Genomic DNA, 19234 nt, shown 5'->3' with positions numbered 1-19234 from the left:
TCCGTTTCCGCATCTTTAGTTTGACGCTGCCGCGCGCGCAAATCCGCCCTGCCCTGCCGCGCGGGATCTTGAAAGCCGGACGCCGGGGCACGCGCCGGTGAGCGGGCTTGCCGCAGTCGCGCCGTTCTTGGGCACGCTGGCGAGTTTCGCCCTGCTGCCGGGGCTGGCGCCGCGCGTCTGGCACCGGCACATGGTGCGGATCAGCCTGTTCTGGGTGGCGCTCGGACTCGCGATCGGGGCGATGGCGGCCGGGCCGGCGGCGGCGCTGGCGCAACTCTGGCATTCGGGGCTGGTCGATTTCATGCCCTTCATCGCGGTGCTGATGGCGCTCTACACGCTGGGCGGCGGGGTGCTGATCGCCGGCGGGCCGTGGGGGCGGCCGGGCGGCAACCTGCTGCTGCTGGCGGTGGGCACGCTGCTCGCCTCGGCGATGGGGACGATCGCAGCCTCGCTGCTGCTGATCCACCCGCTGCTGGCGGCCAACGCGGCGCGGCGCGAGGTGCGGCATCTGGTGCTGGCGTTCATTTTCGTGGTGGCCAATGCCGGGGGCGCGCTGACGCCGCTCGGCGATCCGCCGCTGCTGATCGGCTTCCTGCGCGGGGTGCCGTTCTTCTGGCCGCTGTTCAACCTCGCCGGGCCGATGCTGGTGGTGGTGGTGCCGGTGCTGGCGCTCGCCTTCGCGATCGACTGGCGGCTGGCGCGGCGCGAACCGGTGCGCAAGGCCGAGCGGCTGAGGGTGCGCGGCGGCGCCAATCTCGCGTTGCTTGGCATGTTCATCGCGGTGCTGACGCTGGCCGGGATCGAGCCGGGGCCGGAGATCGCGATCGGGCCGGCATCGCTGCCGGCGGGGCAGATCGCGATCACATTGTCTGCGGCCGTTTTCGTCGCGATTTCCGAGCGGGTGACGCCACGGGCGATCCGCGCGCGCAACCAGTTCGCCTGGGAGCCGATGCGCGAGATCGCCGTTCTGTTCTTCGCGATCTTCGCGACGATTCCGCCGGTGCTGCGCACGGTCGCGGCGGCGGGGCTGCCGCAATCGGCGGGCTTGTGGTTCTGGGCTTCGGGCCTGTCCTCGGCGTTTCTCGACAGCGCGCCGACCTATCTGATGTTTTTCGAGGCGGCCGGGGGGAACGCGGCGCGGCTGGTCGCCCCGCCGGCGACGCTGCTGACAAGCTTCGCCGCCGGATCGGTGCTGTTCGGCGGGCTGACCTATCTTGGTAACGCGCCGAATTTGATGATCCGCGCGATCGCGGCGCGGCGCGGCGTGCGGATGCCGGGGTTCATCGGGTATATGGGGGCGGCATTCATTGTGCTGCTGCCGCTCTTCGCGCTGACGACGCTGATGTTTTTCGCGGGCTGACGCCGCTGATCGTCTTTTGCCGGCGGTCGCCGTTGATCGTCTTTGCCGGCGGTCGCCGTTGATCGTCTTTGCCGGCGGTCGCCGTTGATCGTCTTTGCCGGCGGTCGCCGGCGGGTCGGGTTCAGCGGCGCAGGGCGGCGGCGGCGGCGGCGCGCTCGGTGATGGCCCGCCAGTCGCCGGCGCTGAGCAGATCGGCCGGGGTGAGCCAGGAGCCGCCGACGCAGATCACGTTGGCCAGCGCGAGATAGTCGGGCGCGGAGGCGGGGGTGATGCCGCCGGTCGGGCAGAAGGTGACCTCGTGGATCGGCGCGCCGATCGCCTTGAGCATCGGGATGCCGCCGGCCTGCTCGGCGGGGAAGAATTTCTGGTAGCGGAAGCCGGCTTCGAGCAGATGCAGCACCTCGGTCGGCGTTGCAGCGCCGGGGAGGAAGGGCACGCGGCTCTGCGCCGCGGCGGCGTGGACGGCGGGGCTGGAGCCGGGCGAGACGACGAATTTCGCACCGGCCTCCTCCACCTCGCGATATTGCGACGGGGTGAGGACGGTGCCGGCGCCGACGACCATTTCCGGCACCGCTTCGGCCATCGCCGCGATCGCCTCCATCGCCGCCTTCGTGCGCAGCGTGACCTCGACGACGCCGACGCCGCCCTCGATCAGGGCGCGGGCGAGCGGGATGGCATCCTGCGCGCTGTCGATGGTCAGGACCGGGATGACCGGCGAGACGGCGAGCAGGGCAGCGAGCCCGTCCTGGCGGTTCATGCGAAGACGCTCGCGCCGAGATCGGCCCCGGCGACGGCGGCGCGGAAGGCGCCGAACAGGTCGCGGCCGATGCCGTGGTGATGCGCCGAGAGATCGACTTCCGGGAGCGGCCGCGCCGCGAATTCCGCCTGATCCACCTGAACCTCCACTATGCCGGCCTCGCAGTCGAGCCTGATCATGTCGCCATCCCTCACCTTCGCCAGCGCGCCGCCGCAGGCGCATTCCGGCGTCACGTGGATCGCCGAGGGCACCTTGCCGGAGGCGCCGGACATCCGCCCATCGGTGACGAGGCCGACCTTGAAGCCGAGATCCTGCAACACGCCGAGGGGCGGTGTCAGCTTGTGCAATTCGGGCATCCCGTTCGCCTGCGGCCCCTGATGGGTGACGACGGCGACGAAATCGCGGTGCAGTTCGCCGGCCTTGAACGCCTCCTGCATCGCTTCCTGGCTGCGGAAGACGCGGGCCGGGGCGACGATGACGCGGTGCTCGGGCTTGACGGCGGAGATCTTGGTGACGGCCTGGCCGAGATTGCCGTGCATGATGCGCAGGCCGCCATCCTTGCTGAAGGGCTCGGAGGCATCGCGCAGGACGTCGCGGTCGAGGCTTTCGGCCGGGGCGGGTTTCCAGCGCAGGACCTTTTCCTCCAGCACCGGCTGGTCGCGATAGGCCTGCAACCCGTCGGGGCTCCAGACGGTGCGGGCATCGCCGTGCAGCAGGCCGGCATCGAGCAGGGCGCCGATCAGCACCGGCATGCCGCCGGCGGCCTGGAAGTGGTTCACGTCGGCGCTGCCATTGGGATAGATGCGGGTAAGCAGCGGGATGTGTTCGGACAGATCGGAGAAATCCTGCCAGGTGATGGCGATGCCGGCGGCGCGGGCCATGGCGACAAGGTGGATGGTGTGGTTGGTCGAGCCGCCGGTGGCGAGCAGGCCGATGATGCCGTTCACCACCGTCCGCTCGTCGACCATTTCGCCGACCGGGGTGAATTCGTTGCCGCGGGCGGTGATTTCGAGGATGCGCTTCGCCGCCGCACTGGTCAGCGCGTCGCGCAGCTCGGTGTTGGGGTTGACGAAGGAGGCGCCCGGCAGATGCAGGCCCATGATCTCCATCAGCATCTGGTTGGAGTTGGCGGTGCCGTAGAAGGTGCAGGTGCCGGGGCTGTGATAGGCGCCGATTTCGGAGTCGAGCAGTTCGGCGCGGCCGACCTTGCCCTCGGCGTAGAGCTGGCGGACGCGGGATTTCTCGGTGTTGGAAATGCCCGATTGCATCGGCCCGGCGGGGACGAAGATGGCCGGCAGGTGGCCGAAGGACAGGGCGGCGATGACGAGGCCGGGGACGATCTTGTCGCAGACGCCGAGCAGCAGCGCGCCGTCGAACACGTCGTGCGAGAGGGCGATGGCGGTGGCCATGGCGATGACGTCGCGCGAGAAGAGCGAGAGTTCCATCCCTTCCCGCCCCTGGGTGACGCCGTCGCACATCGCCGGCACGCCGCCGGCGACCTGGGCGATGCCGCCGGCCTCGCGCACGGCGTGCTTGATGAGGTCGGGGAAGCGGCCGAAGGGCTGATGCGCCGAGAGCATGTCGTTATAGGAGGTGACGATGCCGATATTCGGCTTGTCGTCGCGCTTGAGGTCGTCCTGCTCGGCCTTGGCGCAGCCGGCCAGGGCGTGGGCGAGATTGGCGCAGCCGACCGCGCCGCGGTGCACGCCGCGCGCAATCAGCGCGCCCGTGCGGGCCAGATAGGCGGCGCGCCCGGCCTCGCTGCGCGCCCTGATCCGGTCGGTGACCCGTGCGATCGCATCCTGAACCATGTTTTTGCTCCTCGCAGTACGCGCGCCCCGGCGGGGCGTGTCAGTCGCCGGCGCCGTAGCCGGCCTGTTCGTCGAACCAGGTGCGGCCGTCGCGGACGATCATCGCCACCGCCTCGGACGGGCCCCAGGTGCCGGCGGTGTAGAGCTTGGGACGGTCGCCGGCGGAATTCCAGGCATCGAGGATGGATTCGGTCCATTCCCAGGCGGCCTCGACCTCGTCGCGCCGCATGAACAACGTGGCGTTGCCGCGCACCACATCCATCAGCAGGCGCTCGTAGGCATCCGGCATATGGTTGTTCTTGAAGGTTTCGGCGAAGCTCAGGTTGAGCGGGGCGTTGCGCAGGCGCAGGCCGCCGGGGCCGGGTTCCTTGGTCCACAGATGCAGGCGGATATGCTCGTCGGGCTGCACGCGGATGACGAGGCGGTTCGGCATCGCGCGGTCAGAGCCGGTGGGGAAGATCCAGTAGGGCACCGGCTTGAACTGGATGACGATTTCCGAGACCTTTTCGGGCATCCGCTTGCCGGTGCGCAGGTAGAACGGCACGCCGGCCCAGCGCCAGTTGCGGACCTCGACCTTCAGCGCGGCGAAGGTTTCGGTGGTGGAGCCGGGGGCGATGTCGTTTTCCTCGGCATAGGATTTCACCGGGCCGCCCTTGATCGCGCCGGCGCGATACTGGCCGCGGACGGATTTCGTTGCGATATCGTCACGGGAAATCGGGGCGAGGGATTTCAGCACCTTGATCTTTTCGTCGCGCACTTCCTCGCGATCGAGCGTTGCCGGCGGTTCCATCGCCACGAGGCAGAGCAGCTGCATCAGGTGGTTCTGGATCATGTCGCGCAGGGCGCCGGTATGGTCGTAATAGCCGCCACGATCCTCGACGCCGACGGTTTCGGCGACGGTGATCTGCACATGATCGATGCCGTTATGGTTCCAGACCGGTTCGAACAGCGAGTTGGCGAAGCGCAGCACCAGCAGGTTCTGCACCGTTTCCTTGCCGAGATAATGATCGATGCGGAAGATGTTGCTCTCCTCGAACACCGCGCCGACACGGTCGTTGATGGCGCGGGCGGAGGCAAGGTCGTGGCCGATCGGCTTTTCCAGCACGATGCGGGTTTCCGGCGTTTGCAGGCCGTGGGCGTGGATGTTGTCGGCGATCGGGCCATACAGCTCGGGGGCGGTGGCGAGGTAGAAGACGCGGATCTGGCGCGGCGCATCCCCGAGCAAGGCGGCGAGTTCGGGCCAGCCGCGCGCGGCCTTGGCATCGACCGAGACATAATGCAGCCGGGCGAGGAAGCGGGCGAGCACCGCGGGATCGAGCTTGTCGGCGATGAATTCGCGCAGGCTCGCCTCGACCAGCTCGCGGAACCCGGCCGCGGAGAGTTCGGTGCGGGCGGAGCCGACGATGCGCGAAGACGCCGGCAACTGGCCGTCGAGATCGCGGAGGTAGAGTGCGGGCAACAGCTTGCGGCGGGCGAGGTCGCCGGTGCCGCCGAACACCACGTAGTCGAACGGGTCGATAATGGGCTGGGAAAAATTCATGGGTCAAAATAATCCCTGGTTGCCGCTGCCCGGTATAGGCCGGGCCGCCGGTCAACTCAACACCGGCGGCCCGCTTGCGGTCAATTCATGCAATTGCCGCCATCGACGTTGAGCGTCTGGGCGACGATGTATTCCGCCTCGTCGGAGGCGAGGAAGATGGCGGCACCGACGAGATCGTCCGGCCGGCCCATCCGCCCATAGGGCACGGCGAGGCCGACCTGGCGCTTCTTCTCGCCGACCGGCAGGTTTTCGTATCGCGCGAACAGCGCATCGACCTCCTGCCACATCGGCGTGTCCACCACGCCGGGGGAGATGGCGTTGACGCGGATGCCGTGGCGGATCAGGTCGAGCCCGGCGGACTGGGTGAGGCTGATCACCGCCGCCTTGCTCGCGCAGTAAACGCCGACCAGCGCCTCGCCGCGGCGGCCGGCCTGCGAGGCCATGTTGATGATCCGCCCGCGCCGCCCGAGCGCGATCATCTGCCGGGCTGCCGCCTGCAGGGTGAAGAGCAGGCCCTTCACGTTGACGGCGAAGAGCTTATCGTAGCTCGCCTCGGTGATGTCGGCGATCGGCGCGAGATCGAACACCGCGGCGTTGTTCACCAGGATGTCGAGCCCGCCGCGCGCTGCGGTGAAATCGGCGAAGGCGGCAATGGAATTCATGTCCGCCACATCGAGGGCACAGGCATGCGCCTGCGGCCCGAGATCGCGCGCGACCGCCTCCGCCGCCGCGCGCGAACGGTCGGCGATGCAGACAGTCGCACCCTCCTCGATATAGCCGGCCGCCATCGCCTGGCCGATGCCCCCTGCCCCGCCGGTGATCGCCGCGTATTTGCCTTGCAAGCGTCCGCTCATCGCTGCCTCACCAGACCGTGTAGCCGCCATCGGCGAGGACGATCGAGCCGGTCATCAGGCTCGACGCGTCGGAGGCGAGGAAGAGCACCACCGAGGCGATTTCGTGCGGCTGGCCGACGCGGTGCATCGGCGTCATGTCGAGCCAGATGCGGTTGAGTTCGGGATCCTCCATGCCGAAGCGGGTCAGCGGCGTGTCGATATAGGTGGGCGCGACGGCGTTGACGCGCACGCCGCGATCGGCCCACTCGCCGGCGAGGGAGCGGGTGAGATGGTGCACCGCCGCCTTCGACGCGTTGTAGAAGGACTGCTTCTGCGGCTTGTTCGAGATGAAGCCCGACATCGAGCCGGTGTTGACGATGACGCCGCGCTGGCGGGCGAGCATGGCGCGGCCGAAGGCGCGGGCGCACCAGAACACGCCGTTGAGATTGACGTTGATGACATCGAGCCAGTGCTCGTCGGTCACGTCCTCGGCGGCGACGCCCGAGCGGGCGATGCCGGCATTGTTCACCAGGATGTCGATCGCGCCGAATTTCGCATTCAGCGCATCGGCGGCGGCGTTCACCGCGTCGGGGTCGGTGACGTCGAGCACGACGGAGTCGGCCGAGTAGCCGAGCTTCGCGAGTTCGGCCTTGCCTTCCTCGCAGACGGTGGCATCGCGGTCGGCGATGACGACATGCGCGCCGGCCTCGGCCAGAGCGGTGGAACAGGCGAGGCCGATCGCGCGGCCACCGCCGGTGACGACCGCGTTGCGCCCCTTGAGGTCATATTTCTCGAGATACATGTCCGCTCCTTGTGTTGTCCTGCGCTGGCGTGGTGCTCAGCGCAGGTGGAATTCGCGCCGCAGCAGCGCCTTGCCGTCCGGCCCGAACAGCACGGCGCGGGCGGGTTGCGGCTTCATGCGCACGGGATCGCCCATGCGCACGCCGGCGAGATCGTCGGCCTTGACGATCATCTGCGCCTCGCCGGGGCGCCTGACATAGACGAGGGTTTCATTGCCGAGATGCTCGACGAAATCGGCGGTGCCGCCGATTTCGCCATCGGCGGCGAGCGCGGTGTGCTCGGGCCGGATGCCGAGCGTGACGCGCAGGCCGGGGGCCGCGGCGATGTTGGCCGCCGCGACACGGATGCTGCCGCCATCGTCGAGTTTCACATCCGCGCCGGCATCGTCGCGCGCGGAGACGACGCCTTGCAGCAGGTTCATCTTGGGCGAGCCGATAAAGCCGGCGACGAAGAGATTGGCCGGGTTGTGATAGAGTTCGAGCGGCGAGCCGACCTGCTCGACGATGCCGCCGTTCAGCACCACGATGCGATCGGCCATCGTCATCGCCTCGACCTGGTCGTGGGTGACGTAGATCATCGTGGTTTCGAGCTGCTTGTTCAGCTTCACGAGTTCGGTGCGCATCTGCACGCGCAGCGCGGCATCGAGATTCGACAGCGGTTCGTCGAACAGAAATCCTTTCGGATTGCGAACGATGGCGCGGCCGATGGCGACGCGCTGGCGCTGGCCGCCGGAGAGCGCCTTGGGGCGGCGGGCGAGTACCTTGTCGAGTTGCAGCATCTCGGCGGCGTGGGCGACCTTCCGCTCGATCTCGGCCTTGGGGACTTTCGCCATCTTGAGCGCGAAGCCCATGTTTTCCGCGACCGTCATGTGCGGGTAGAGCGCATAGGTCTGGAACACCATGGCGAGGCCGCGCTTGTCGGGCGGGATGTCGTTGGCGCGCACGCCATCGATGCTGAAATCGCCGCCGCTGATTTCCTCGAGCCCGGCGATCATGCGCAGCAGCGTCGTCTTGCCGCAGCCCGAGGGGCCGACGAAGACAACGAATTCGCGATCGTCGATCGACAGATCCACGCCCTTGATGGCGTGGAAGCCCTCGTATCGCTTCTCGACCTTTTCCAGCAGAAGTTTCGCCATGATCCGCTCCTATTTCACCGCGCCGAATGTGAGCCCGCGCACGAGGCGGCGCTGGGTCAGGCTGCCGAAGACCAGAATGGGGGCGACCGCGAGAACCGAGGCCGCCGAGAGTTTCGCCCAGAACAATCCCTCCGGCGCCGAGAACCGCGCGATATAGGCCGCGAGCGTGCCGGCGTGCGACGCGGTGACGTTGATGCTCCAGAACGCCTCGTTCCAGGCGAGGATGACGGAGAGCAGCGCCGTGGAGGCGACCCCGGGCCCCGCGAGCGGGAGCAGCAGATGGATCATCTGCTGGCGCGGGCCAACCCGTCGACGCGCGCGGCTTCGAGGATTTCGTGAGGTATATCCTTGAAGAACGAATAGAGCATCCAGACCACGATGGGCAGGTTCATCAGCGTGTCGATGGCCACGAGGCCGAGCCGCGTGTCGAGCAGGTGGACGTTCTTGAGGAAGAGATAGATGGGCATCAGCACGCCGACCGCCGGGAGCATCTTGGTCGAGAGCATCCACATCAGGGTGAATTCCGTGCGCTTGCCAGGGAAGAAGGCGAGCGCGTAGGCGGCGGGAAAGGCGATGGCGATGGCGAGAACGGTGGCGCCGACGCTGACGATCACGCTGTTGAGCGCGAAGAGCAGGTAGCCGGCGTTCTGCGTCGCGTCGAAAAAGCTCCTGAGCGTGGGCGTGAAGATCAGCAGCGGCGGGATCGCGATGGCCTGGCCTTCGGTCTTGAAGGCGGTGACGAGCATCCAGAGGATGGGGAAGACCATGATGAGCGCTGCCGCCCAGGCGAGGGTGGCGAGGACGACGCGGCTGGCGAGGGAGGGTTTCATCGGCGGGACCTCACGCCTGCAACGTGCGCGAGACCGCGCGGATGAGGAAGAAGGCGAGGATGTTGGCAAGCACGATCGCGAAGACGCCGGCGGCCGAGGCGCTGCCGATCGAGAAATCGTTGAGCGCGCGGATGAAGATCATGTAGGTCAGCGTCGTCGTCGCATCGCCGGGGCCGCCATTGGTGGTGGTGTAGATGACGGCGAAGGCCGAGAGCATGAAGATCGATTCCAGCATCACCACGATCGAGATCGGCCGGCCGAGATGCGGCAGCACGATGTAGCGCAGGCGGGCGAAGCCCTTCGCACCGTCCATCCGCGCGGCTTCGAGCTGGTCGGTATCGAGCGATTGCAGGGCGGTGAGCAGGATGAGGGTGGCGAAGGGAATCCAGCGCCAGGAATAGATCACCACGATCGAGAGCATCGGATAGACGCTGAACCAGGCGATGGGCTTGAGGCCCGCCAGCGTCATCAGCCAGCCGGCGAGGCCGCTGACCGGATCGAGCAGCAGGTTCTTCCAGATCAGGGCGGCGACCGGCGACATCACGAAGAAGGGCGCGATCGCCATCAGCCGGGCGATGTTGCGGCCGGGGAAATCGTTGTTGAGCAGCAGCGCGATGATCGTGCCGAACACGATCGAGGCGGCGAGCACGCCGGCGACCAGCACCACGCTGTTCCAGATCGCCGTCCAGGTCGAGGAATCGGTGAAGAGGTAGGTATAGTTGAGGCCGCCATTATACGCCGCCGGCGGTTCCATCAGGTTGTAGTGCTGGAACGAATAGAGGATCGTCTGCAGCAGCGGCAGGATCGACCAGAGCAGCAGGAGGACGACCGCGGGAGCAGCAGCGGCAGGGTTCGCACCTGGCGGCGCGGCGCGGCCGAGGGAGCGGCTTTTGTCATCGTGGGTGATACAGGCTGGCTCATCATGCGCTCCCGCGTTCCGGCGGATGGCGGCGCCCCGGAAGATCCGCGACGCCGCCTCCTTCCTTGCCGAACTCAGTGGTAACCGGCTTCCTTCATCGTCCGCGCCGTGGCCTTCTGGGCCTGGGCGAGGGCGGCGTCGACCGATTTCTGCCCGGCGAGGGCGGCGGCGAGCTGCTGGCCGACCTCGGTGCCGATCCCCTCGAATTGCGGGATCGCGACGAACTGCACGCCGGTATAGGGCACGGGCTTCAGCGTCGGGTGATTCGGATCGGCGGTCAGGATCGCGTTCTTGACCGCCTCCGCGAAGGGAGCCGCCTTGAGGTAGTCAGGGTTGCTGTAGGTCGAGATGCGGGTGCCGGGCGGGACCTGGACCCAGCCGAATGTGTGACCGACCAGCTTGAGATAGGCTTTCGACGTGGCCCATTCGAGGAACTTCATGTCGGCCGCCTTGTGGCGCGTGGTTTTCGGCATGGCGAGCGCCCAGGCCCAGAGCCAATGCGCGCCGTGCGGCGTGACCGCGACCGGGGCGGAAACCATGCCGACCTCGCTTGCGACCTTCGAGGTTTTCGGGTCCCACAGCGAGCCGGCCGCGACCGTGCTGTCGATCCACATGCCGCATTTGCCCTGGCTGAACAGCGCCAGATTCTCGGTGAAGCCGTTGGAGGTGACGTTGGGCGGGCCGTATTTCTTCTCGATGTTGACGTAGAAATCGGCGGCCTTCTTCCAGGCCGGACTGTCGATCCGCGGCTGCCATTTCATGTTGAACCAGCGGCCGCCGAACGTGTTCACCAGCGTGGTGAAATAGGCCATGTTCTCGCCCCAGCCGGGCAGGCCGCGCAGACACATGCCGTAGATGCCCTTCGAGGGATCGTTGATCTTGGCGGCAAACGTCTCGATCTCGGCATAGGTCGGGTGCGCCGGCATGGCGAGGCCGGCGGCCTTGAACAGATCCTTGCGGTAATACGTCGCCGAGCTTTCGGCATAGAACGGCAGGGCGTAGAGCGTGCCCTTGTAGGACAGACCCTTGCGCACGGTGGGGAACAGATCCTTCGCGTCGTAGCTCGCGGGCAGGTTCTTCACCGGCGCGAGCCAGCCGGCCTTGCCCCAGATCGGCACTTCGTAGGAGCCGACGGTGACGATGTCGAAATTGCCGGAATTGGTCGCGATATCGGTGGTGACGCGCTGGCGCAGGGTGTTTTCCGGCAGCACCACCCAGTTCAGCTTGATGCCGGTTTCCCTGGTGAACTGGGGCGACAGTTTCTGCATTTGCAGCATGTCGGGGTTGTTGACCGTCGCGATCGTCAGCGTCGTCGCGTGAGCGGCGGCGATGCCGAGGCAACCGAGGGCGAGTCCGCCCATCGCAGTCCTGATCTGTCGTTTCATGAAGCGTTTCCCTCTCGAACAATCCGGTTCATCGACTGAAGCACGGCGCTCGCAAACCGCGCGCCGGGACGTGCGCAGACGGGGCTGCGCGAGGTGAGCCCGCAAGGGCCAGTGCGATCGGGGAAACCCGGCCCGCGCCCCGCCCGGGTGCGACCGGAAGGCTGGATATCCCCCCGCATGTTGCGTCCGGCGCGCCGGCACAACTTGTGATTCGCAGGTAGCTGGCTTTCGTTTGGAAAGTCAACGACAAAATCATGCCGCGGCGCAACATCGAAAGATAGGAATTTGAAATAGAAATATGGCGAGAGCGGCGGAAAATCGGGTTTGCTGGTGAAAAAATTTCTTTCGTTTCGAAACCTATAGACTTCCGGTCGGGTTACTGGCATCGATGCCGCATGGAACGTTCCGGGGCATCGCTTTGACGGTCGGCGCAAAGAGCGCCGTGTTGCAGCGGCGGTTGCAGATCGCCGACTGGATCCGTCAGTACGGGCAGATGCGCGTGGATGAACTCAGCACGGCGCTCAAGGTTTCCGAAGTCACGATTCGCGGCGACCTGACCTATCTCGAGGAGCAGGGGCTGATCGTCCGCAGTTTTGGCAAGGCGATCGCCGCGAAATCGGCCGCTCCGCGCGACCGGCCCGCCGGCGCGCCGCTGACCAAGGCGCAGCTGGTGCCGATGCTGCGGCGGGCGCAGGCGCTGATCGGGCCGGACCAGACGGTGCTGGTCGGCCCCGGGCCGCTGGCGACGCAGGCGATTCCGTGGCTCGCGGAAATTCCCGGACTTTCGGTGGTGCTGACCAGCGCCGAGGCGATCCCGCTTGCCCGCACCTGCCTCGATGCGCGGATTCATCTGCTGGGCGGCGAGATCGCGCCTGACAGCGGCATGATCGAGGGCGCGGGCGCGCTCAGGATGCTCGACCATTTCGCGCTCGGCTGGTCGATCTTCGAGGCGGACGCGCTGTCGGCCGACGCCGCCCTGCTGCTGGCCGCCAAACCCGCCGAACGGCTGGCCGAGGCGGCGATACGGCGCAGCACGCGCAGCATCGTGCTGATCGGCAACCCCGCTCTTTCGCTCGAACGGCGCACCGCACAGCTCGGCCTTGCCGGGATTTCCGACCTGATCCTGCCCGGGCTGCCGAGCAACCGGCTGCGCGACATCCTGCTGGGCGCGGGCTTCAGGCCGGTGGATGCCGAGGCCGGGACGGAGGCGCATTTCTCCAGCCACCCGGCACGGCAGCGCGCCGGCGCCAAGGCATTCGGCGAGGCGTCATGACCGGCATGATCGTCACCATGGGTGAAATCCTCGTCGACATTCTCGCCGAGGAAAAGGGGCAGGGCTTTCACGAGCCCGGCCGGCTGCTCGGCCCCTTCCCCGGCGGCGCGCCGGCGACCTTCATTGCCCAGGCCGCGCGGCTCGGGGCTGGCGCGGGCATCATCTCCTGCATCGGCGACGACGATTTCGGCTGGCTCTGCGTCGACCGGCTGCGGCGCGAGGGGCGGATGTGAGCGCCGTGCGGATCGAGCCGGACCAGGTGACGGCGAGCGCCTTCGTGCGCTACCGCGAGGATGGCGACCGCGACTTCCTGTTCAACCTCAAGCGCAGCGCCGCCGGGCGGATCACGATCGACGCGGCGGCGCGGGCGATGCTCGCGCAATGCGCGCATTTCCATATCATGGGCACGTCGCTGTTTTCGTTTCATGTCATTGACGAAATGAAAAAGGCGATCGAACTGGCCAAGGCGAATGGGGCGGTGATTTCGTTCGATCCGAATATCCGCAAGGAAATGCTGACGATTCCCGAAATGCGCGCCGGGCTCGAATTCATGCTGGGCTATACCGACATCTTCCTGCCCTCGGGGCCGGAGATTCTGCTGCCGACGGAGGCGAAGTCGGAGCGCGCGGCGGTCGAGGAGCTGCTCGATCTCGGCGTGCGGATGGTGGTGATCAAGCGCAGCCGCAAGGGTGTCAGTTTCCGCTCACGCGAGGAACAGTTCGACCTGCCGGCCTTTCCGGTGGAGGAGGTCGACCCGACCGGGGCTGGCGACTGTTTCGGCGCCGCCTTCGTCACCTGCCTGTTGCAGGGGATGGGGACGCGGCGGGCGCTCGACTACGCCCGCGCGGCCGGCGCGCTGGCCGTCAGCCGCAAGGGCGGGATGGAGGGGATCGCCGATCTCGCGACACTCGACGCCTTCATCGCCGAAGCGGGCTGAGCCATAACCGGAACGAGGAGAACCGCCATGAGCCATCCGGAAAACCATGTCGTCATCGGCGTCGATGTCGGCACCGGGAGCGCGCGCGCGGGCGTGTTCGGCCTTGACGGGGCGATGCGCGGGAGTGCCACGCGGGCGATCGGCAGCTGGCGGCCGCGGGCGGATTTCATCCAGCAATCGAGTGCGGATATCTGGGGAGCGGTGAGCGCGTGCGTGCGCCGCGCGATGACGGAGGCGGGCGGCGGGCTGGTGGTGCGGGGCATCGGGTTCGATGCGACCTGCTCGCTCGTGGTGCTGGATGCGGCCGGCGCGCCGCTGCCGGTGGAGCCGGACGGCGACCCGGCGCAGGACGTGATTCTCTGGGCGGATCATCGCGCGCGGGCCGAGGCGGAGGAGATCAATGCGGGCGGGCACGAGGTGCTGCGCTATGTCGGCGGGCGGATCTCGCTGGAGATGGAGACGCCGAAGCTGCTGTGGCTGAAGCGGCACGCGCCGCAAAGCTGGGCGGCGGCGCGGCATGTCTTCGACCTGCCGGATTTCCTCACCTACAGGGCGACGGGGGCGACCAGCCGCTCGCTCTGCTCGACCGTGTGCAAATGGACCTATCTCGGCCACGAATCCCGCTGGGACGAGGGGTATTTCCGGGCGATCGGGCTTGGCGAACTCGCCGATGAGGGGTTCGCGCGGATCGGCACCACGATCCTGCCGATCGCGACACCGGTGGGCGGCGGGCTCTCGGCCGAAGCGGCGGCGGCGTTTGGTCTCACGCCGGGGATTCCGGTAGGCACCTCGGCGATCGACGCGCATGCCGGCGGGATCGGGGTGATCGGCGCGGCACTCGACGGAGCGGCGCCGGATGCGGCCGCGCTCGGGCGGCGGGTGGCGCTGATCGGCGGCACCTCGTCCTGCCACATGGCAGTGGCGCCGGAGCCGCGCTTCGTTCCCGGCGTGTGGGGACCATATCACGCGGCGATGCTTCCGGGGATGTGGCTGAGCGAGGGCGGGCAGTCGGCGACGGGCGCGCTGATCGACCACGTGGTGACGACCCATGCCGCCTATCCCGCGCTTGCCGAGGCCGCGAAGGCGGAGGGGGTGAGCATCTATGAGCGGCTGAATGCGATGGTCGGGCAGATGGCGGCGGAGGCCGGCTCGACCGCGGCGCTGACCGGGGAGCTGACCGGGGAGCTGACCGGGGAGCTGCACGTGTTTCCCGATTTTCACGGCAACCGCTCGCCACGGGCCGATGCGAGCCTGCTGGGCATGATCTCGGGCCTGAAGCTCGCGGCGGACGAGGCTGAGTGCGCGCGGCTCTATCTCGCGACGATCCAGGCCGTGGCCTATGGCACGCGGCACATCATCGAGACGATGAACGAACATGGCTACGCGATCGACACGATCATGGCGACCGGCGGGGGGACGAAGAACCCGCTGTTCCTGCGCGAGCACGCCGATGCGACGGGATGCCGGATCGTGCTGCCGGCGGAGCCGGAAGCGGTGCTGCTCGGCAGCGCCATTCTCGGCGCCGTGGCCGGCGGCGCCTATCCCGACCTGCCGGCGGCAATGGCGGCGATGAGCCGGGCCGGGGCGGTGATCGCGCCGGAGGCGGCGCGGACGGCGTTCCATGCCCGCAAATATGCCGTGTTCCGGCGGATGCATGACGACCAGATGGCGTATCGGGCGCTGATGCGGGGCTGAACCGGCGAGGGTATCTGCCGGCGGCGCGGGATTGGTGTATCCTGCGCGGCATGTGGACATCTCCCCTCGCCGTGCGGGTCGCGCGCAGCCACCCGCGCCTGTTTACCGGATTGCTCTGCGGCCTTCTGGCCGCGCTGCTGCTGCCCGCCACGATCGCGCCGACGCTGCGCGCGGTGCTGTGCTGGGACATCGCCGTTGCCGCCTATGTCGTGCTGGCGATGCTGCATTTCAGCCGCGCCGATCACACCCGGATCGGCGATGACGCGGCGCGGCAGGAGGAAGGCGAATGGACGATCTTCGGCCTGAGCATCGCCGGCGCGCTGATGAGCTTCACCGCGATCGTGATCTTCGCCGCGCGCGGCAAGGGGGCGGGGGCGGCGGCGCACACGCCCTATGTGGCACTGGTGGCGGCGACGCTGGTGGCCTCGTGGCTGATGACGCAGATCACCTTCACCTATCGCTACGCGCATGAATATTACGCGGCGACCGAAAGCGGGCCGGAGGGCGGGCTTGCCTTTCCGGGTGGCGAGGCGCCCGACTATCTCGATTTCGTCTATTTCTCGTTCGTGCTGGGGATGACGTTCCAGGTGTCGGACGTGAACATCCTCAGCCGCAAGATGCGCCGGCTCGCGACATTGCAGGGCGTGATCGGCTACCTGTTCAACACCGTGGTGCTGGCGCTCGCCATCAACATCGCGGCTGGGCTGTTCTGAGCGCGGGATTGAGCATCATCCGATCGGATGGGGTCATCTGATCGGATGATGCTCCAATTATCAATATCGTGCTCTATTTCGACGCCTTGTAGGCGGCGGCCTCCTCGGCGCTGGCGACACCGCCATGCTTCGCCGACCAGGCGACGGGGTCTTCGAGGAACCTGCGCACGCCGGCGAGTGTCGCCTCGGGGAAATAGTCGCCACCGCGGCAGGCTTCCAGCACGTCCCACCAGGTGCAGAGATGGTGCAGCGACATGCCCATCTCGGCCAGCGTGTTCAGGCTGCCGGGGAAGACGCCGTAATAGAACACCACGAAGACGTGGTTGCAGATCGCCCCGGCCTCGCGCAGCGCGTTGGCGAAGTGGATTTTCGATCCGCCATCGGTGGTGAGGTCTTCGACGAGGAGGGTGTTCCTGCCCTCCGGCACGTCGCCCTCGATCTGGGCGTTGCGGCCGAAGCCCTTGGGCTTCTTGCGGACATAGGCCATCGGCAGGCCCATGCGGTCCGCCATCCAGGCGGCGTAGGGGATGCCCGCGGTTTCGCCGCCGGCGACGGCCTCGATCGTCTCGAAGCCGACATGGCGGTAGAGCTTCTCGACGCCAAGCTCGCAGATTTTCGCCCGGGCGCGGGGGAAGTAGATAATCTTGCGGCAGTCGATATAGACCGGCGCCTTCCAGCCCGAGGTGAAGGTGTAGGGTTCCTCGGGGCGGAAATTCACCGCCCTGATTTCGAGCAGGATGCGGGCCGCGGTAAGTGCGGCGTCGCGGTCCCAGTCGGTCGCGTGGCCCAGGCCAGACGTCATGTCGATCCTCCAAATCTGGCCGCCGTCCTAGAACACCCCTGCCCTGCCGTCCACCGTCTTGCGGCGGGCGGGGCGCATGGCTAGACCGTCGCAAACTGCCGCAAGGAGCTTCGGAATGGCCAAGATCAAGGTTAAGAACCCGATCGTGGAGATGGACGGCGACGAGATGACCCGGATCATCTGGGGGTTCATCAAGGACAAGCTGATCCTGCCCTATCTCGACATCGACCTGAAATATTTCGATCTCGGGATCGAGAACCGCGATGCGACCGACGACAAGGTGACGGTCGACTCGGCGCTGGCGACGCGGGAATACGGCGTCGCGGTGAAGTGCGCCACGATCACGCCGGACGAGGCGCGGGTGACGGAATTCAACCTCAAGCAGATGTGGCGCAGCCCGAACGGGACGATCCGCAACATCCTCGACGGCACGATCTTCCGCGAGCCGATCATCTGCGCGAACGTGCCGCGCCTGGTGCCGCACTGGTCGCAGCCGATCGTGATCGGCCGCCATGCCTATGGCGACATCTACCGCGCCGCCGAAACCAAGATCCCCGGCCCCGGCAAGGTGCAGCTCTCCTACATTCCGGCCGATGGCAGCAAGCCGCTGATCCTCGACGTGCATGATTTCAAGGGCCCCGGCGTGGCGCTCGGCATCCACAACACCAAGGCCTCGATCGAGGGCTTCGCGCGGGCGAGCTTCAATTACGGGCTGGCGCGGAACTATCCGGTCTATCTCTCGACCAAGAACACCATCCTCAAGGCCTATGACGGCATGTTCAAGGATGTGTTCCAGGAGATCTTCGACGCCGAGTTCAAGGCCGAGTTCGACAAGCGCGGCCTGACCTACGAGCACCGGCTGATCGACGACATGGTCGCCTCGGCGCTGAAATGGAACGGCGGCTATATCTGGGCCTGCAAGAACTATGACGGCGATGTGGAGAGCGACATCGTGGCGCAGGGCTTCGGCAGCCTCGGGCTGATGACCTCGGTGCTGATGAGCCCGGACGGCAAGACGGTGGAGAGCGAGGCGGCGCACGGCACCGTGACGCGCCACTATCGCGAGCACCAGAAGGGCCGGCCGACCTCGACCAACCCGATCGCCTCGATTTTCGCCTGGACCCGCGGCCTCGCCTATCGCGGCAAGTTCGACGAGACCCCCGAGGTGACCGAGTTCGCCGAGACGCTGGAGCGCGTCTGCGTCGAGACGGTGGAAAGCGGGTTCATGACCAAGGATCTCGCGCTGCTGATCTCGAAGGATCAGCCCTGGATGACGACGCAGGACTTCCTCGCCAAGCTCGACGAGAACCTGCAGGCGGCGATGGCGAAGCGCCAGGCCGCGTGATGGCGGGCCCTGTGGTCCACACAAGGATCGCAGGGCCACATACCTGACGGCGTCTTGACTGAAAGGCGGGCTGCCTTCCCTATATGGATATGATGGAAGGCTTCCCGTTTTCGGTTCTCGACCTCGCCCCCGTGCCGGACGGCGCCACCCGGGCGACGCGTTGCGCAACAGCATCGACCTCGCCCGCCACGCCGAAACCCTCGGCTTCAACCGCTACTGGTTGGCCGAACACCACAACATGCCCGGAATCGCGAGCGCGGCCACCTCGGTCGTGATCGCGCATGTGGCGCAGGCGACGACGCGGATCCGCGTCGGCTCGGGCGGGGTGATGCTGCCCAACCATGCGCCGCTGGTGATCGCCGAGCAGTTCGGCACGCTGGCCGCGCTGCATCCCGGGCGGATCGATCTCGGGCTTGGCCGCGCGCCGGGCACCGATCCGCGCACCGCCCACGCGCTGCGGCGGAACATGGAGGGGACCGAGGCCCGCTTCATCGAGGATGTGATCGAGCTGCAATCGTATTTCCAGCCGGCGGACGCGGCGCAGGCGGTGCGCGCGGTGCCGGGCGCGGGGCTCGACGTGCCGATCTGGCTGCTCGGATCGAGCACCTTCTCGGCCGAACTCGCCGCCGCGCTCGGCCTGCCCTTCGCCTTCGCAGCGCATTTCGCCCCCGATCTGCTGGGTGCCGCGCTGACGCGGTATCGCAGCCGGTTCCAGCCTCGGCACAGCTGGCGAAGCCGCATGCGATGATCTGTGTCACGGTCTGCGCCGCGCCGGATGACGAGGAGGCGGATTTCCTGTTCACCTCGCAGCAGCGCGCCTTCGTCAATCTGCGGCGCGGCCAGCCGGGGCTGCTGCCGCGCCCCGCGCCGCTCGACGGGGGATGGAGCGAGCGCGAGCGCGCCGGGGTCGAGCATGCGCTGGCCTATGCGATGGTTGGCGGGCCGGCGCGGGTCGCGGCGAAGCTCGCCGGCTTCATGGCCGAATTCCGCCCCGACGAACTGATGATCGCCTGCCAGATCCACGACCATGCGGCGCGCCGGCGCAGCTACGAGATCGTGCGCGGGCTGGGCTGCAGCCTGAGCCGGGCCGCCTGAGGC

16 protein-coding genes and 2 pseudogenes are annotated in these 19234 nt (G+C 67.5%); 8 read left to right on the top strand and 10 right to left on the bottom strand.

Going from position 1 to position 19234, the window contains the following annotated elements; translation table 11 throughout:
- Nucleotides 1-97 precede the first annotated feature (97 nt).
- Complete coding sequence (locus ACIDOCELLA78_RS86995) at nucleotides 98-1360, top strand: sodium:proton antiporter (RefSeq protein ID WP_201728367.1); 1263 nt, start codon at nucleotides 98-100, stop codon at nucleotides 1358-1360.
- Between the two features lie 121 nt (nucleotides 1361-1481).
- On the opposite strand, the gene eda is transcribed toward ACIDOCELLA78_RS86995, so the two are convergent.
- The 9 genes and pseudogenes from eda to ACIDOCELLA78_RS86950 form a co-directional block, all read right to left on the bottom strand.
- Nucleotides 1482-2117, bottom strand: a complete 636-nt coding sequence (gene eda, locus ACIDOCELLA78_RS86990) for a bifunctional 4-hydroxy-2-oxoglutarate aldolase/2-dehydro-3-deoxy-phosphogluconate aldolase (RefSeq protein WP_201728366.1) — start codon at nucleotides 2115-2117, stop codon at nucleotides 1482-1484.
- Nucleotides 2114-3928, bottom strand: coding sequence for a phosphogluconate dehydratase (gene edd, locus ACIDOCELLA78_RS86985; protein WP_201728365.1), 1815 nt, complete (start codon nucleotides 3926-3928; stop codon nucleotides 2114-2116). The genes eda and edd overlap by 4 nt, the downstream gene beginning before the upstream one ends.
- A gap of 40 nt (nucleotides 3929-3968) precedes the next feature.
- Entirely contained in the window at nucleotides 3969-5468 is a 1500-nt protein-coding gene (gene zwf, locus ACIDOCELLA78_RS86980; protein ID WP_201728364.1) for a glucose-6-phosphate dehydrogenase, read from the bottom strand.
- 80 nt (nucleotides 5469-5548) lie between these two features.
- Nucleotides 5549-6322, bottom strand: coding sequence for an L-iditol 2-dehydrogenase (locus ACIDOCELLA78_RS86975; protein WP_201728363.1), 774 nt, complete (start codon nucleotides 6320-6322; stop codon nucleotides 5549-5551).
- Between the two features lie 7 nt (nucleotides 6323-6329).
- Nucleotides 6330-7103 carry an SDR family NAD(P)-dependent oxidoreductase gene (locus tag ACIDOCELLA78_RS86970; protein ID WP_201728362.1) on the bottom strand — a complete coding sequence of 258 codons (774 nt, stop codon included), beginning with the start codon at nucleotides 7101-7103 and terminating at the stop codon, nucleotides 6330-6332.
- 36 nt (nucleotides 7104-7139) lie between these two features.
- Nucleotides 7140-8237, bottom strand: a complete 1098-nt coding sequence (locus ACIDOCELLA78_RS86965; protein ID WP_201728361.1) for an ABC transporter ATP-binding protein — start codon at nucleotides 8235-8237, stop codon at nucleotides 7140-7142.
- A 9-nt stretch (nucleotides 8238-8246) separates the two neighbouring features.
- Nucleotides 8247-9067: pseudogene (locus ACIDOCELLA78_RS86960) on the bottom strand (carbohydrate ABC transporter permease).
- Nucleotides 9068-9077: 10 nt separating this feature from the next.
- Nucleotides 9078-9821 carry a carbohydrate ABC transporter permease gene (locus ACIDOCELLA78_RS86955; RefSeq protein WP_249675595.1) on the bottom strand — a complete coding sequence of 248 codons (744 nt, stop codon included), beginning with the start codon at nucleotides 9819-9821 and terminating at the stop codon, nucleotides 9078-9080.
- Between the two features lie 239 nt (nucleotides 9822-10060).
- A complete protein-coding gene (locus tag ACIDOCELLA78_RS86950) occupies nucleotides 10061-11371 on the bottom strand; it encodes a sugar ABC transporter substrate-binding protein (RefSeq protein ID WP_201728360.1) in 1311 nt (436 codons plus the stop codon).
- A gap of 388 nt (nucleotides 11372-11759) precedes the next feature.
- Between ACIDOCELLA78_RS86950 and ACIDOCELLA78_RS86945 the strand changes: the two genes are divergently transcribed.
- From ACIDOCELLA78_RS86945 to ACIDOCELLA78_RS86925, 5 genes are read left to right on the top strand one after another with little or no spacing between them, the layout of a single operon-like run.
- Nucleotides 11760-12644 carry a DeoR family transcriptional regulator gene (locus ACIDOCELLA78_RS86945; RefSeq protein ID WP_201728359.1) on the top strand — a complete coding sequence of 295 codons (885 nt, stop codon included), beginning with the start codon at nucleotides 11760-11762 and terminating at the stop codon, nucleotides 12642-12644.
- Nucleotides 12641-12877, top strand: coding sequence for a PfkB family carbohydrate kinase (locus ACIDOCELLA78_RS86940; protein WP_249675593.1), 237 nt, complete (start codon nucleotides 12641-12643; stop codon nucleotides 12875-12877). Before ACIDOCELLA78_RS86945 ends, ACIDOCELLA78_RS86940 begins: the two co-directional genes overlap by 4 nt.
- Entirely contained in the window at nucleotides 12874-13581 is a 708-nt protein-coding gene (locus ACIDOCELLA78_RS86935; protein ID WP_249675589.1) for a sugar kinase, read from the top strand. Before ACIDOCELLA78_RS86940 ends, ACIDOCELLA78_RS86935 begins: the two co-directional genes overlap by 4 nt.
- A gap of 27 nt (nucleotides 13582-13608) precedes the next feature.
- Nucleotides 13609-15276, top strand: coding sequence for an FGGY-family carbohydrate kinase (locus ACIDOCELLA78_RS86930; protein ID WP_201728358.1), 1668 nt, complete (start codon nucleotides 13609-13611; stop codon nucleotides 15274-15276).
- Nucleotides 15277-15326: 50 nt separating this feature from the next.
- On the top strand, nucleotides 15327-15989 hold the full coding sequence (locus ACIDOCELLA78_RS86925) for a DUF1345 domain-containing protein (RefSeq protein WP_201728357.1): 663 nt from the start codon (nucleotides 15327-15329) through the stop codon (nucleotides 15987-15989).
- Between the two features lie 73 nt (nucleotides 15990-16062).
- On the opposite strand, the gene ACIDOCELLA78_RS86920 is transcribed toward ACIDOCELLA78_RS86925, so the two are convergent.
- The gene (locus ACIDOCELLA78_RS86920) at nucleotides 16063-16791 is read right to left on the bottom strand and encodes an orotate phosphoribosyltransferase (protein WP_201728356.1); all 729 of its coding nucleotides are present in this window, start codon (nucleotides 16789-16791) and stop codon (nucleotides 16063-16065) included.
- A 115-nt stretch (nucleotides 16792-16906) separates the two neighbouring features.
- On the opposite strand from ACIDOCELLA78_RS86920, the gene ACIDOCELLA78_RS86915 reads away from it, so the two are divergent.
- Nucleotides 16907-18136, top strand: a complete 1230-nt coding sequence (locus ACIDOCELLA78_RS86915) for an NADP-dependent isocitrate dehydrogenase (RefSeq protein ID WP_201728355.1) — start codon at nucleotides 16907-16909, stop codon at nucleotides 18134-18136.
- Nucleotides 18137-18219: 83 nt separating this feature from the next.
- Nucleotides 18220-19231: pseudogene (locus ACIDOCELLA78_RS86910) on the top strand (LLM class flavin-dependent oxidoreductase).
- Nucleotides 19232-19234 lie beyond the last annotated feature (3 nt).

Source organism: Acidocella sp. C78, from assembly GCF_907164655.1.
This window is presented reverse-complemented; position numbering and strand designations above follow the sequence as displayed.